The sequence below is a fragment of the Pirellulales bacterium genome, assembly GCA_019694455.1.
In the GTDB taxonomy this organism is placed as follows: Bacteria; Planctomycetota; Planctomycetia; order Pirellulales; family JAEUIK01; genus JAIBBY01.
Window position 1 is genome coordinate 172351 of the sequence record JAIBBY010000001.1, and the last position, 14972, is coordinate 187322.

Genomic DNA, 14972 nt, shown 5'->3' on the forward strand with positions numbered 1-14972 from the left:
CCGATAGAGGGCTAGAGGATGTACCGGCTCAGATCTTCGTCCTGGGCGACCTCTTCCAGCCGCTGCTTGACGTAGGCCGCATTGACCGTGACGCGGGCCCGTCGCATCTCCGGCGCCTCGAAACTCAGCTCCTCGAGCAGTCGCTCCATGATGGTGTACAAGCGGCGCGCGCCGATGTTTTGCGTAGTTTGATTGACGCGAAACGCGTAGTCGGCCAGCGCCGCGATGCCGTCGTCGCTGAACTCCAACTCGACCCCTTCGGTCGCCAACAGCGCCGCGTACTGACGCGCCAGCGAGCTTTTCGGTTCGGTGAGGATGCGCACAAAGTCTTCTTGCGTCAGATCGGTAAGCTCCACACGAATCGGAAAGCGTCCCTGCAATTCCGGCATCAGATCGCTCGGCTTGCTGCGATGGAACGCCCCGGCCGCGATGAACAGCACATGGTCGGTGCGGACCGCGCCATAGCGCGTTTGCACGGTCGCGCCCTCGACGATCGGCAACAGGTCGCGCTGCACGCCTTGCCGCGAGACATCGGCGCCGCGCCCCCCCTCGCTGGCCGTGATCTTGTCCACTTCGTCCAAGAAGATGATGCCGAGGTTCTCCGCCAGCGTGATGGCCGCGACGTTGACTTTTTCTTGATTGATCAGGCGTTCGCATTCCTGGTCGAACAACACCCGCCGCGCATCGCCGACGCGCATCTCTTGCCGGGTGGTGTTCTTGGGCAAGATCTTTTCGAACATGCCTTGCAGGTCGAAATCGGTTTGCTCGAGCCCCATTCCGGTGAACATCATGGGGGCCGCCTTGCGCTCGATGGCCACTTCCACCTTGCGCTCGTCCAGCTCGCCGGTGGCCAACATGGCGCGCATCTTGTCGCGCGTCCGCTGATAGCGTTCTGGAGACTCTGGACTATCGGCGGTCGTGTCGAAGACGGGGGGCGCGGGATGCAACAGATCGAGTAAACGGTCTTCCGCGCGGCGGCGGGCTTCTTCCTCGATGGCGCCGCGTTCCGATTCGCGCACCAGCCCGATCGCGTTCTCGACCAGTTCGCGGACCATGCTTTCGACGTCGCGGCCGTAGTAGCCGACTTCGGTGTACTTGGTCGCCTCGACTTTGATGAACGGCGCGCCGGTCAACTTGGCCAGGCGACGGGCGATTTCGGTTTTGCCGACGCCCGTGGGGCCAATCATCATGATGTTCTTGGGCGACACTTCGTTTTGAATGTCGTCCGCCAGCTTCTGGCGTCGCCAGCGGTTGCGCACGGCGATGGCCACCGCGCGCTTGGCATTGTGCTGCCCGACGATGTGACGATCCAACTCGGCCACGATTTCGCGCGGCGTCATGTCTTGCACGGCAATTCCTCAACGACGATGTTGGCGTTGGTGTACACGTCGATTTCGGCGGCAATCTCGAGCGCGCTGCGCACGATCTGCGCCGCGGTCAGACTGGAGTGTTGAACCAGCGCCTTGGCGGCCGCGATCGCGTAGTTGCCCCCCGAGCCAATGCCCAGGATTCCGTCGGTCGGCTGGATCACGTCGCCATTGCCGGTGACGAGCAGGGTATTGCGACCATCGACCACGGCCAACAGCGCCTCCAGCCGGCGAAGCGCGCGATCGGTGCGCCATTCCTTGGCCAGTTCGGTGGCCGCGCGCGGCATATTCGAGGGGAAGTCTTTGAGCTTGGCCTCGAACCGCTCCAACAGCGCGAAGGCGTCGGCGCTGCTGCCGGCGAACCCGGTAATCACCGATCCATCGGCCAGACGGCGTATTTTTTGGGCGTCGGCCTTCATGATGCTCGATCCCAGCGTCACCTGACCGTCGCCGCCAATGGCGACTATCCCTTGATGGCGAACGGTCAGAATCGTGGTGCTGCGAGTTTTCATGTCAGCGGCGCCTGGGAAATTGGGTGGAATGCTTTGTATCGCATCGGTCTGCGACCGAACAGGGGCCGGATGGACACGCGGCGCGTTGCCGATCGCCGGACTAGCGTGGCATGAGGTCAGGCAATCGTCGCCTCGGCCAGCCGATCGCTGGTGTCGAGAGTGGGCGACTCGGGGCGCGTCGTCCACCAGCGGGCCGCGAGTTCTTGTGACCAGCGATTGGCGCAGCGGCATGCGCCGAGCGCAGACTCCAGTTCGCGGACATCGGCGAACCGTTGATCTGGCTCTTTGGCCAGACAACGCAGCACGATCCGTTCCAATGCCTCTTCCAGGTTTGGATTCAATTGGCGCGGTGGCACGGCGAGCTCGCGCGCATGCGCGATCATCACCTTGACTGGCGTTTCGCCGCGGAACGGCGGTTGACCGGTAATCAGATAATACGCCACAGCGCCTAAGCTGTAGATGTCGGAGCTCGGACTGGGCTCGCCATCCTCGAGAAATCGCTCTGGCGCCATATACAGCGGCGAGCCGGCTATGGCGCCCTCCTGCGTCAGCTTGATCTCTCTGCTTTCTTCGGCGGAGGTCGCCAGCCCGAAGTCGACCAGTTTCGCCACGTCGTAAACGCCGCCCCGCTGCGACGCGATGATGTTCGACGGCTTGATGTCGCGATGCACAATGCCCGCCGCGTGAGCCTCGATGAGCGCGCCGCAGACTTGCCGCAATAGATGCACGGCCCGCTCGGGCTGCAATGGGCCTTGTCGCTCGACCACCTCTTGCAAACTGAGCCCCGGCAAGTACTCCATGGCGTAATAAAAGGTGCCGTCGTCGGCGCGACCGTAGTCGAAAATTTCTACGCTGTTCCAATGCGAGAGTCGGGCAATAGCGCGCACCTCGCGTTCGAAGCGGGCCAGCGAGCGGGTATCGGCGGCCTGGCCAGGACGAATCAGTTTGATCGCACAAGGTCGCTTGAGCATTTGATGCTCGGCCAGGAACACCTCGCCCATGCCGCCGGCGCCAATGCGCTCGGTGAGCCGGTATTGCCCAAGCTGGCGCGCCTCGAAGGCCTCGCGCCGCAAGATGCCGATTTTGTACGAGCCGTAGAGCGCGGTGGCGTAGCCCACCGCCATAGTGGCCACCATGGTGAGAAACTCGTCGGGAAACACACTGTGGCGCAGCGTCGGAAACTCGACGAGCGCCCACGCGACGACCGCCAACGGCGCTAGCGCCATGGCGCCCATGACGGCAGCGCCGCGCCGCAGCGAAGTCGGGATGAAGGTGCCATAAATAAGCACCACGGCAAACCACATTAGGGCCAAGGTGCGCAGCACCAACCGCACATGGTCCTCTCTGGCGGCAGTCAGTTCGGGCGGGCCGATCTGAAACTTGGCGGCCGCCTCCTGCAATAGCGCGTGATGCAAAAACACCATCAGCACGCAAGGCAGCCCAAACAGCGCCAGTTCAATCGCTCTCAACTCTGAAAGCGAAAGACTGATGGGACTCCACAGCGCCGCGGTCACCAAGACGAAGACCAATAGCACAAAGTAGCGGTAGGCGATCAGAATGTCGTTGTAGCCGCCTTCGCCGGCGCTCCATCCCAGCCAGCGCCGGAGGGTAAAGTAGACCATCGGCGCCAAGAACACGATGGCAGCCACGCGCAAGCGCGCCCGCAACAGGCCAACCACCTCGGTCGCCAGTTCTGGCCCCGATCCGGCGACCAACTCGACGCGGGGGCGCTCGATATCTGTGAGCGACGAGGAACTCTCGACCAACAGGTCAATGGTTTCGTCGGGCAGCGATCGAGAATCTTCCGCCGCGCGTTCCATCTCTTTGCCCTTACGGCGCGGATCGCTGGTTGTTTGAGACAATAATCATGTGAAGGCAATCGACAGTGCATGCGCCTGCTGAGTCACGCCGGTGACACTGCTCGGCTCGCGGAGGCTTCAAGTATTGGTTCGCCAAATCCATAGTATAAGTAAACACTAGACGAGAGGGCGAGCGTAGTCGGATTTACTGGATTTCGGTATCATGGCCCTTTCGCGAGTGACGGGCCAACGATCACGCGGATTCTTGAATTTTTCCGGCGGTGCGACTGGACGAGCGTACCCGCTGATGGCACAGGGACCGATATTTTCGCTATGAATCAACCGCGGCACACCGAAAGCCACCTGCCACGCAGTCCAGAACTGATGTCGCGTCACGACACGGCGCTGCTCGTGGTCGATGTGCAGGGCAAGCTGATCGGGCTGATTGGGGACCATGCTCGTATCATCTGGAATATTGGCCGGCTCATCGAAGCGGCCAAGGCATTGAAGTTGCCGATTGCCGTGACGGAACAGTATCCGCGTGGGTTGGGGCCGACCGTGGCGGAACTGGCGCGGCAGCTTCCTCCGCCGGCCGAGAAGGTGGCATTTAGTTGCGGCGCTTGCCCTGAGATTTTCGCATCTTGGACAGCAAAAGGGGTGCAGCGCGTACTCGTAGCGGGCATTGAGTCGCATGTGTGCATTCAACAAACCGTTTTCGACTTGCTGGCAGCGGGCTATCGGGTGTATGTGCCGGTCGACGCCTTGGGCTCGCGATTCGAGATCGATCATCAAACCGCGCTGCGCCGGATGGAGGCCAGCGGGGCCGTGCTCACCACGACCGAAGCCGCCATGTTTGAGTGGTGCGAAGCGGCGGGCAGCCCAGAATTCAAAGAAATCAGTCGCTTGGTGCGCGAGACGCCGCCCGAAGCGAGCTGATCTCACGCTCAACGAGGAATGAGGTATTCGTGGAAGTCGCAGCGCAACCGTTAAATCCGCCGATTCGCCTATTGCTCGGCCCCGGACCGAGCCCAACGCATCCGCGCGTGCTGGCGGCGCTGGCCGCGAGCACGGTGGGGCATCTCGACCCATATTACCTGCGACTCATGAATGAGATGCAGGAGATGCTGCGATTGGTGTTTCGCACGCGCAATACGATGACGCTCGCCATCAGCGGCACTGGCTCGGCGGGGATGGAAGCCACGGTGGTGAACTTGATCGAGCCGGGGGACTCGATGCTCGTCTGTGTCAACGGGGTGTTTGGCGGCCGCATGGCGGATGTGGCGCAGCGGGCGGGCGCGGCGGTCACCAAGTGCGAGCGGCCTTGGGGAGAGGTGTTTTCGCCGAATGATCTGAAAGAAGCGCTCGCCAAGAGCAAGCCGAAGGTGGTCGGCATCGTGATGGCCGAGACCTCGACCGGCGCGGCGCAACCCATCGATGAAATCTCGAAAATCGTACACGACGCCGGGGCGCTGCTATTGGTCGACGCGGTGACCTCGTTGGGGGGGATGCCGGTGGAGGTCGATCGCTGGGGGATCGACGCGATTTACTCCGGGACGCAAAAGTGTCTGAGTTGCCCGCCGGGGCTTGCGCCGGTTTCGTTCAGCGAGTCGGCAATGCAACGGATTCTGACGCGCAAGCAGAAGCCGCAGAGCTGGTATCTGGATGTGAGCATGTTGGCGCAGTATTGGGGATCGGAGCGCGTGTATCACCACACTGCGCCGATCAACATGACCTATGCGCTACATGAGGCGCTGCGTTTGATCCTGGAAGAAGGACTCGACAATTGCTTTACGCGGCACCTATTGAATCATCTAGCGCTCAAGGCGGGCCTCAGGGCCATTGGACTCGGTTACGCCGCGGCCGAGGGGCATCAACTACCAATGCTCAATGCGGTGCGTGTGCCCGACTCGGTCGATGAAGCGCGAGTTCGTGGCGCGCTGTTGAACCGCTTCAACATCGAGATTGGCGCCGGCTTGGGCGCCTTCAAAGGAAAAGTTTGGCGCATCGGCCTCATGGGATATGGCGCACGACAGGAGTGCGTCTTTACTTTTCTCGCTGCGCTCGAACAATTGCTCGCCGAGAACGGATATCCATTCGACCACGGGGCCAGCATCGCCGCCGCGAACGATGTCTATAGCAGCGCAAACGCTAAGTAACGATATCGCCGAATTGCTGCCGCCGCTGCCCAACATGGTCGGCGAGATGGCGCGACTCTTGGGGCAAGTTCCGAGCGGTTGCGTCACCACGTATGGCGCCCTGGCTACGGCGCTGGGGGACGTGAAAGCGGCCCGCTGGGTGGGGCACTACCTGTTGCATCACGCTCACAACGAATTGTGCGTTTGCCACCGAGTGGTGCGCGCTGGCGGAGCGCTGGGCGGGTATATCGCCGGCGGAACCAAAGCCAAAATCGCCGCGCTGGGGGCGGAATCGGTTTTGACCGACGGAGACCGCGTGGACTTGGAGCGTTATGAATGGCGCCGACTGATGGGCAAACGCCCTTTGGCCCGACTGCGACAGGCGCAGCATAACGCGGCTGAACATGTGACCATAACAACGCCCGCCAGTTTGCCCGACGCCGTGGCGGGGGTTGACGTGTCGTACTCCGCGGATGGACATGGAGTTGGCGTCTATGCGCTGACCGAGTATCCGTCGGGCAAGCTGGTGTGGTGGACGAGTCGGCGATTGCCGGTCACGTTTCCGTACATTCAATCGTTTCTCACGTTTCGAGAGCTGCCGATCTTGTTGGCGCTGGTCGATGAGGCAAGGCAGGCCGGCAAACTAGCCGACGCGTTGCTCGTCGATGGCGCCGGGGTGGCGCATCAGCGCCAGATTGGACTTGCCAGCCATTTTGGCGTGGTGACTAACTTGCGGACGATCGGGGTCACCAAGCGGTTGCTGTGGGGACAGCTTGCCACCGATAAAAAGCCTCGCTGCGGCGCGATACCCATCATGCTGCAAGACCGAACGATCGGTGTGGCCCTGAAGGCCAGTCGAGACAGCGAGCAAACGCTCTACGCATCGCCAGGGCATCTAGTCGATGTTGAATACGCGCGGCAGGTGACTCGAACCTTGTTGAAGGGGCGCCGCTTGCCGGAGCCAATCTACTGGGCCGATCGCCTTAGTCGGATGCTCGCACGGGGCGGCGATCCGCCGCAAACGATTGCAGCGCTGCGCGATTCGGCTGCCACTAAACGTCGCAGGTCGAAATGAGCAACTTGCGCCGTTACTGGTCGACGACAGTATTTGCGGCTTGGGCGGGACTTCTGTCAATTGCCCTGGCGGTGGCCGGCGAACCCGATCGTTCGCCCGTGGACCTGGCGATCTCGGCGGATGAAACGCTGATGGTGGTCGCCAATCAAACGGTTGGCACTCTATCTCTTGTTGATCTCGAACAGGGGAAAGTGATCGACGAGACGCCGTGCGGCGGACATCCGGCAGCGGTGGTCATGTCGCCGGACGAGATGTTGGTTCTGGCCACCGCGCAATATTCGGGCGATTTGTGCTTCTTCGAGTTGACAGGGCGCCGCCTGCGACCCGCCGGACAGATGCACCTAGGCTTCGCACCGGTGGGCATTGCGATCAGCCCGGATGGAAGCAGCGCCTATGTCGCGCTGTCGGAGGGGGCCTCGGTGGCGGTGGTCGATCTGGCAAACCGGCGCAGCGTTGCGCGGATCGACGTTGGCCATTGGCCTCGCTATTTGGCGCTGTCGCCTGACGGCGCTCGATTGGCGGTCGGCGCCAGCGGGGCAGGGGGGGTGACAGTGATCGACACCGTTACGCGCATGACGATCTATCAGGAGAAGTTCGCCGGGCTCAACCTGGGACAAATGCAAGCGTCGGCCGATGGCACACATGTCTATGTGCCGTGGATCACTTATGGCGGCAACCCGATCACTGCGCAGAACATCCGCCGCGGTTGGGTGATTGCCAGTCGGCTGGCAAAGGTGCGACTGGATGGCCCCGCGCGACGCGAAGCAATTGCGATCGACGTGCAAGGGCAGGCCACCGGCGATCCGCATGCCGTGGCGCTTTCGCCCGATGAGTCGTGGATCGCCGTGAGCGCGTCTGGTAGTCACGAGCTATTGGTCTTCAAGAACGACGGTTTGCCGTGGATGGACTACGGCGGGCCCGGAGACACGATGGACGAGGCGTTGGCCAAGGACGACTCGCGCTGCTTCCGTATTGCGCTGGGCGGCCGACCACTGGCCGCGCGATTCTCTCGGGATGGCGAGCGGTTGTTCGTGGCGAATTACTTGTTGAATGCGGTTCAAGTGGTGAGCATCGCCGAGCGATGCGTGACGCAAACGATCGCTTTGGGCGGGCCAGACAAGCCGTCGCTTGCGCGGCGCGGGGAGGCCATTTTTTACGACGCGCGGCGCAGCCTCGACCAATGGTATAGCTGTCACAGTTGCCACTACGAGGGGGGCGTCAATGCCGTCAAGATGGACACCCGCAATGATGGCGGTTTTGGCAGCTTTAAGACCGTCATCGACTTGCACCACATCGACAAGACCGGACCTTGGACCTGGCATGGCTGGCAGCAAGAACTTGGCGCCGCGCTGCGAAAGAGCCTGACCGAAACCATGCTTGGCCCGGAGCCGACCGACGACGATGTGGCGGCCTTGGCGGAGTATCTGTCTTTGCGCGAAGCGCCTTCCAACCCCTATCGCGCGGGCGACGGCGCATTGTCGGCCGCCGCCATGCGTGGCAAGTTGATCTTTGAGAGTGACAATGCGGGCTGCTTGCGGTGTCACCACGGCGCCTACTTTACAGACGGAAAGACGCACGACGTGGGCCTGGGCTCACCGGCGGACAAGTTCGACGGCTTCAATACGCCCAGTCTGTTGGGCGTGCATCGCCGGATTCGATTCTTGCATGACGGGCGCGCCACGAGCTTGGAGGAGGTTCTGCAGGGGCCGCATCATCCGTCTCGTGTCAGCGGCGGTACACTGAGCGACTCGGAGCTGGCGGACCTGGTCGAATACCTCAAGTCGCTTTGAGTCGGCCAGCTATTTCGCCCCCCCTGCGCGGCGCCGTTATAGTGAATCGGCAGGGAGCCAAGAATGATGCTCGCAGAATCGTCCGAGCAGTACGTGCCGGTTGTTTGCCCCAAATGCCGCGCGCGGATGCACGCGCTGGCGGTACATGTGGGCAGGACGGTGGCTTGTCCCGATTGTGGAACGCGATGCACGGTGACGGCGCCAACAACAGTGACGCCAGCGGTTGCCCCGGCGCGACCAGACGAATACTCGCTGCGCAATGACGAATCGAGCGCTGAGTCGCCAAGCTGGACACTGGTGCTCTGTCCCAAGTGTCATACACGCATGCACGCACGTCGCGAACACGCAGGGCAGCGGATTCGCTGCCCCGAATGCGCCACGATCACGACGGTGCCGGAGCACCGGGAACCGGCGCGCCGCCATGCCCCCGATCTGGTCGTGGGGGAATACGACATGGGAGCGCCGCCGCCAGCAGTCGTAATACCGTTGAGCGCGCCGCCTTTGCCCGCGGCGATTGAGCATCGCGTGCCGGTCAGTTCGCTGCCGAGGCATCCGCTGCTATCAGGCATCTATACCTTTCCGTGGCGGGGGGAAGTGGCCAGCCGCTGGTGCGTATTGGCGCTGGCTTTGGCCGGGAGTGGCTGCGTTGCCTGGCTCGCCTTTGGATCGCAGCTATCGCCGAATAACGCGGATCTTGGCGGGGGAGGGGGGCTTGGCGCGGCGGTTGCCGTTTCTGGCGGCGCCTTTGGGGCAACGGCGTTCTTTACTTCGCTTTGGACCTGGTCGTTCGCTGCCGCATGCTTAATGGCCATCGTGCGCGAATCGGCAAGCGGCGCCGACGAGATCGTGGAGTGGCCAACCCTGGACTGGCGCGATTGGCTCTACAACCTATTGTTCTTGCTGTATATCGCGGCGTTGGCGAGCGTGGCCAGCGTCGGCGCCGGATGGTTAACGAATGCGCTAGGGGCAGCGGCTGGCGTTAGCTGGGTGGCGCGAGTCGCCGCCAGCTTCGCGGCGTTCCCTTTCTTGATGCTAAGCGCGCTTGAATCGGGCACGGCTCTGTTTCCGGTCTCTGCGCCGATCTTCATGAGTTTATTTCGCTTGCCATTGGCCTGGATCGTTTTCTACTTCCAGACCGGCGTGTGGCTCACGATATTGATCATGATCGCCGTACTGGGATTCCATTGGCCGTATACGGTCATTTTGCTTTTGGCGCCGGCGGTGGCCGCCTATATCTTCATATACGCCCGATTGTTGGGCCGATTGGGTTGGCTAATCGTGGAACGTCTGGAGCCTCAAACAGAAAGTGGCGCGGATGCGACAAGCTAGCGATGCGGTGGGATGTTCGGCGGATGAACTGGATACGCCCGTCTTGTGCATTGACCTCGATCGCCTGCAGCGCAATATCCAGCGCTATTCGCAGTCATGCCGCCAGCGCGGGATGCAATGGCGCCCGCATGCCAAGGGGCATCAATCGCCCGAGATCGCGCGACGACAGATCGAGGCCGGCGCCTTGGGGATCACCTGCGCGAAGATCGCCGAGGCCGAAGTGATGGCGGCGGCCGGGGTGCGCGACATTTTGATCGCGAATCAATTGGCCGGTCCGCACAAGATGCGGCGACTGGCGGCGCTACGGGCAATCTGCGATCCGATTGTGACAGTCGATCATCGCGATCAAGTCGACGCGATTGAGGCGGCCATGAAGCAGTCTGGCCAAACGTTGAGGGCGATCATTGAGGTCGATATTGGTTTGCAGAGGGCGGGCGTGCCACAGGTCGAGCAAACGTTGGAGCTGACGCGGTATGTGGCCGATCAGTCGTCGCTGCTGTTTGTTGGCATCATGGGATACGAAGGGCACCTGCTCACCTTGCCCGATCAACAAGAGAAGTCTCGGCGCGTCGCCGAGGCGCTGGACCTGCTCCAAGATTGCCGACGACAAATTGAGAACACGGGGCTCGAATGTTCGATTGTTTCCGCGGGAGGCACCGGCTCCTACCACTTTTCAATCGAACACCCCGCGGTGACTGAGCTTCAGGCCGGCGGCTGGGTGTTTATGGACGCCTTCTATCGGCACGTGTGCCAGATCGATGAATTTGAAAACGCGCTGACTGTGATCGCCACTGTGGTCGGTCGTCCGGCGCGCGATAGGGCGATCATCGACGCGGGGCGCAAGAGCGTCAACGGCGACTTGCATGCGCCGCTGGTGGTCGGTCGTCCCGGCGCGACCGTCGATCGGCTGTCGGCCGAGCACGGTTGGCTGCAACTGGCGGACGAAGCGCAATCGCTGAAGATTGGCGACCGCGTGGAGTTGATTCCCGGTTACGGCGACTTCACGTGCGTTCTGTACGACGGGTATCACGTGCTGCGCAATCGCCAGGTTGCGGCGTTCTGGCCGATCTCAACGCGCCGGCGCTCGCTTTGATCGGCGAGTCCGCTCGCGGATTGGCTCGTCGGCTTCATCGCTAAGCTCAGTGACCAAGAGCGGCATATAAAACGCCAAAGCGGCGCTTGCGGCGACTTTGGACGCAGTGTGCGAGCCATTATCGGATTTATAGCCTGCCGCCATATCGATGTCGGACGCGGCGGGCGCCTGTTCGGCAGGTGGCGCCAGTTCAGTCAAGTTGGCGGCGGGTTGTGCCGTCGTATACAGCAACAATTCGACTGGTTCAACTTGAGTCAGTCGTTCAAAAACCAGGTCGGCCAGCGGCAGCGCGAGGTCGTCGAAAAGCCTGCGCAATTGCTCGTCGGCAGCGGCTTGGTCGTCGATAGGACCGCCACGTTCCGCCCCCTTTTGCGGCGACTGGTTCGCGCTATCGGGAGCATTGGTATCAGTAGCCGCATCGGCGCCGCCAGTTGTCGTTGTTGGTCGTTCGACACGGTGTTGGCGCGGCGCCTGGGTATCGAAACTGCCTACGCCGGTGTCGGGACCGATCTGAAACTGTGTCGCGGGACGAATGATCGGCGCGAGTTCGCTGTCGGGGGTTTCAACCACGTCGACATCGAACGGTTGTTGATTGAACGCACGGAACTCCGCGCCATTGAGCACGACGACGCTCGTTGTGCCGCTGGCCACCAGCGACAACAGCGCGGCGCTCGCATTGGCGGCGCTGGGCGACACGAACCAAGGGAGGCCGGGGCCACTGCCGGGAAAGATGCCAATGCCCGGGTTGCCGAGCGTGATCGAAAACGTCAGTTCGGCAAACAGATTCGGCGTGCCCGAATCGGCGACGCGAACTGTCGCGGGAACTGACTTGAAGCTGTCGTTATCTGGCGCCAGCCAGCGGAACACGCCCGTCATGGGATGGATGACGGCGCCCTGGGGACCTTCCACGATGGAAAAGGTGAACGAGTTGCTCGGCAAATCCGCGTCAACGGCCTCGAACTGAATGCTCAACAATTGTCCGGGAATCGCGATAACTGGACCAATATCCACAAGGCGCGGCACCGTATTGCGTTCGGCCACGTCGACATCAAAGGCAACATGGCTGGATAGGCCATTCGAATCGGTAACCGCCGCCTCGATGTTGTATCGGCCGGGACCCTGGGCCTCGGATGGAGTCCAAGTCAGTTTGCCAGTTTTGGCATCAATGCTAGCGCCTTGAGGCGCGTTGACCAACGCATAACTCAGCGCCGAAGTTGGCACGGCTGCGGAACTGGCAACGACTTGAACCTCCAAGGTCTCTTCTTCGACAACCGACTGGTTTGCAAGGGGTTCGATGATCGGCCGCGTCTGCACGCGAACGGTGAACTGCCGAGAATCGGTCAATTGACCTTGGTCGGTCACCACGATGGTCGCTAGGTAATCGCCGGCCGCTTGGCCATCTGGCACGGACCAGGTGACCTGGCCCGTTTGTGGATCGACCGACATGCCCACAGGCGCCCCGTCGAGCAAGCTATAAACCAGCGACCCGGCCGGAAAATCGGCGTCCACGGCGGTGGCTCGAAAACCCAACTTTCCTCCGGCCGCGACGACTTGCGCGCCAATCGGCGCCAACTGCGGTGGTTGATTCACTTCGGCGACGGTGACTTGCAAGTTCTTGGTGTCGCTGTTTCCGGCGCTATCGGTGACTCGCACCCCAATGGAGTAAGTGCCCGGCCCTTGAACCTCGCTCGGTCGCCAAGAAAACACGCCGCTAAAGGGAGTCATCATCGCGCCGTCAGGGGCGCCGGGCAGCAGGCTATAGGTCAAGACATCGCCGATCGCCAGATCGACGTCGTCGGCATGCAGCGGCAAGACCATCAGGATGCCCTCATCACCCGAGAGCGCGTCTGGCTGCGACAGGATGGGGGGCGTGTTGGGCGCTACGGTGACATCAAAAGGTTGATCCGAAGCATTGCCAGCACGATCGACCGCGCGAACCACGACGGAATGTTGCCCCACTTGCGCGGACGTCGGTGACCATTGGATCTCACCAGTCGCGTTGTTGACGGTCATGCCGCTGGGCGCCTCGATCAGGCTATAGACGACGCCGGCGGTTTCTTCATCGGTCTCTACGTTGTAGTAGAACGGTGTCGGCGAGCCTGCCAGCAGCGGAGTGGTCGACGGTGTGGACGTGATGGCGGGCGTTTGCTGATCGATCACCAGTGGCAGCGCCGGCGAGACGGCGCTGGTCAATCCGTCAAAGATCTGCACGGCCGTGATGGCATGTTGGCCGGGCGTCAGTGTAAGACCATCGTTCAGCGGCACGGTCAGCACCACTTGGCCGGGATTCTGCCCGCTGGCGGCGGCGGCCGCGGTAGCCTGGCCAATCACCTGGCCGTTTAGGCGAAGCTGGACCGTCGCGCCTTGGAGTACTCCGGCGACTTTGAAAACGAGATTCGTGTTTTCCTTGGTGATGGCGTCGATCGCGCTAACGCCTGTGTCGACTGAACTATCGAGCGCAACGCCGGACGGGGCCAAGGGGGCGATCGCCAATTGAACCAGTTGCGCGTCGACGATTTGATCGCTGGTCGCGGTCGAACCAACGGGACGTACGAAAAGGCGAAACTGCTTGTTGCCGACCAGCGCCGCATCGGGGCTAATCATTACCGCCAACTTCGCGACGCCGCCCGTCGGCGTGACGTTCACCGTACCGCCGGGGACGGTGATATTGACTCCGGTGGTCACCTGGCTGGCCTGAAACTGGATCGGGTCGCCTTCCACGTCGATCGCCTCGAACTCGTAGATGACGGGCGCGCCTTGCGTAGTTTGGATCGTTGACACCGCCTTCAAGAAGGGGTTGTTGTTCACCGTGTCGGGCGAGATGGTGACCGTGAAGGACTGCGTGGCCTCATTGCCTTGCGCATCGCGGACCTTGACAGTCACGTGCGCCGTGCCGCTTTTGCCATTGGCCGCCGACAGACGCAACACGCCGTTCTGCGTGTCGGTGAAGAGGCTCACGCTCTGCATCACGATGTCGTCCGCGGGTCGATCCCCTGCGCCAGTCGGCGTCGCTGCAATCGCTTCGCGCACATCTGCTCCCTGCGTCAGAAAGCCGAAGATTGAGTGCTGGAAGTCGAGACTGCGCGTCGGGCCGGCGGTGATGAAGAATTGCGAGTCATTGGTGTCGTCGCTGCTTTTGGCCATGGCCAAAACGCCGGCACTGGTGAACTGCAGGTCGCGATCGTATTCGTCGTCGATGCGGCCGAGCGAGGAGCCGCCCGATCCGGTGCCCGTGGGATCGCCTCCCTGAATTACAAAGTTCCGGATGATGCGGTGAAACACCACTCCGTTATAAAAGCCTTGGTTCACCAATTGCTTGATGTGGCCGGTGGTCCGGGGCGCCTTGTCGTCGAAGAGTTGAAAAACCATGTCGCCAAAGGTTTGCACGACGTTGCCTTGGGCGTCCTCGCGAACCGTCGTGATCTTCAGGCTTTGATTGCCGGTGGGAATAATCCCGATCAGGTCCGAGTTGTCGGTGGTGACGGTGTATGTGAGCGCGTCGCCATCGGAGTCGAAGCCATTGAGCGCGATGTGCAATGGCGCGCCTGATAAGAGCGACACGTCGGCAAGCGCGCCTAAGGTCGGCGCGGCGAACACCAGCCGACTTTCCAGTAGCTCCAGCCGAAATTGGGTGCAGACGCCTCGGCTTGGGGACGCGACGATCCGATTGCCAAACAGGCGCGTGGTCAGGTCACGATGCATAAGCAGGAAGCGCGAATCGCCAGTGTGAATTGCCCCCGATCTGGCGATGGGCCGACGCCAGAAACGGCAGGGGGAGTCTCTTGGATTGGCCGCTTATCCAGTAGAAACCGGAGGCTGCGGCGTTTCAAGTCGCCGCCGACAACCGCCAACAATCCCGGCGTCAGCGAGGT

Annotated in this window: 10 protein-coding genes; 6 read left to right on the forward strand and 4 right to left on the reverse strand. The window is 61.9% G+C overall.

Going from position 1 to position 14972, the window contains the following annotated elements; all coding sequences use genetic code 11:
* Positions 1–11: 11 nt before the first annotated feature.
* The 3 genes from hslU to K1X71_00710 form a co-directional block, all read right to left on the reverse strand.
* The gene (gene hslU / locus K1X71_00700; protein MBX7071636.1) at positions 12–1340 is read right to left on the reverse strand and encodes an ATP-dependent protease ATPase subunit HslU; all 1329 of its coding nucleotides are present in this window, start codon (positions 1338–1340) and stop codon (positions 12–14) included.
* A complete protein-coding gene (gene hslV / locus K1X71_00705) occupies positions 1337–1879 on the reverse strand; it encodes an ATP-dependent protease subunit HslV (GenBank protein ID MBX7071637.1) in 543 nt (180 codons plus the stop codon). The genes hslU and hslV overlap by 4 nt, the downstream gene beginning before the upstream one ends.
* A 116-nt stretch (positions 1880–1995) precedes the next feature.
* Positions 1996–3699, reverse strand: coding sequence for a serine/threonine protein kinase (locus K1X71_00710; protein MBX7071638.1), 1704 nt, complete (start codon positions 3697–3699; stop codon positions 1996–1998).
* Between the two features lie 312 nt (positions 3700–4011).
* Here K1X71_00710 and K1X71_00715 point away from each other — a divergent pair, with 312 nt between their 5' ends.
* The 6 genes from K1X71_00715 (at position 4012) to K1X71_00740 (ending at position 11100) form a co-directional block, all read left to right on the forward strand.
* Positions 4012–4614, forward strand: a complete 603-nt coding sequence (locus K1X71_00715) for a hydrolase (protein MBX7071639.1) — start codon at positions 4012–4014, stop codon at positions 4612–4614.
* A gap of 29 nt (positions 4615–4643) precedes the next feature.
* Positions 4644–5834: an alanine--glyoxylate aminotransferase family protein gene (locus K1X71_00720; protein ID MBX7071640.1), complete on the forward strand. Its 1191-nt coding sequence runs from the start codon at positions 4644–4646 to the stop codon at positions 5832–5834.
* On the forward strand, positions 5806–6888 hold the full coding sequence (locus K1X71_00725; protein ID MBX7071641.1) for an endonuclease V: 1083 nt from the start codon (positions 5806–5808) through the stop codon (positions 6886–6888). Before K1X71_00720 ends, K1X71_00725 begins: the two co-directional genes overlap by 29 nt.
* Positions 6885–8678, forward strand: a complete 1794-nt coding sequence (locus tag K1X71_00730; protein MBX7071642.1) for a hypothetical protein — start codon at positions 6885–6887, stop codon at positions 8676–8678. Before K1X71_00725 ends, K1X71_00730 begins: the two co-directional genes overlap by 4 nt.
* A gap of 63 nt (positions 8679–8741) precedes the next feature.
* Complete coding sequence (locus K1X71_00735; protein MBX7071643.1) at positions 8742–10007, forward strand: hypothetical protein; 1266 nt, start codon at positions 8742–8744, stop codon at positions 10005–10007.
* Positions 9994–11100: a DSD1 family PLP-dependent enzyme gene (locus tag K1X71_00740; protein ID MBX7071644.1), complete on the forward strand. Its 1107-nt coding sequence runs from the start codon at positions 9994–9996 to the stop codon at positions 11098–11100. Before K1X71_00735 ends, K1X71_00740 begins: the two co-directional genes overlap by 14 nt.
* Here the strand turns inward: K1X71_00740 and K1X71_00745 are convergent.
* Positions 11077–14802, reverse strand: a complete 3726-nt coding sequence (locus K1X71_00745; GenBank protein ID MBX7071645.1) for a putative Ig domain-containing protein — start codon at positions 14800–14802, stop codon at positions 11077–11079. The genes K1X71_00740 and K1X71_00745 overlap by 24 nt on opposite strands.
* Between the last annotated feature and the right edge of the window lie 170 nt (positions 14803–14972).

What these genes read in the sequence shown, in the direction of transcription:
- hslU (MBX7071636.1), bottom strand. Translation starts at nt 1,340, where the DNA reads ATGACGCCGCGCGAAATCGTGGCCGAGTTGGATCGTCACATCGTCGGG.
- hslV (MBX7071637.1), bottom strand. Translation starts at nt 1,879, where the DNA reads ATGAAAACTCGCAGCACCACGATTCTGACCGTTCGCCATCAAGGGATA.
- K1X71_00710 (MBX7071638.1), bottom strand. Translation starts at nt 3,699, where the DNA reads ATGGAACGCGCGGCGGAAGATTCTCGATCGCTGCCCGACGAAACCATT.
- K1X71_00715 (MBX7071639.1), top strand. Translation starts at nt 4,012, where the DNA reads ATGAATCAACCGCGGCACACCGAAAGCCACCTGCCACGCAGTCCAGAA.
- K1X71_00725 (MBX7071641.1), top strand. Translation starts at nt 5,806, where the DNA reads ATGTCTATAGCAGCGCAAACGCTAAGTAACGATATCGCCGAATTGCTG.
- K1X71_00730 (MBX7071642.1), top strand. Translation starts at nt 6,885, where the DNA reads ATGAGCAACTTGCGCCGTTACTGGTCGACGACAGTATTTGCGGCTTGG.
- K1X71_00735 (MBX7071643.1), top strand. Translation starts at nt 8,742, where the DNA reads ATGATGCTCGCAGAATCGTCCGAGCAGTACGTGCCGGTTGTTTGCCCC.
- K1X71_00740 (MBX7071644.1), top strand. Translation starts at nt 9,994, where the DNA reads ATGCGACAAGCTAGCGATGCGGTGGGATGTTCGGCGGATGAACTGGAT.
- K1X71_00745 (MBX7071645.1), bottom strand. Translation starts at nt 14,802, where the DNA reads ATGCATCGTGACCTGACCACGCGCCTGTTTGGCAATCGGATCGTCGCG.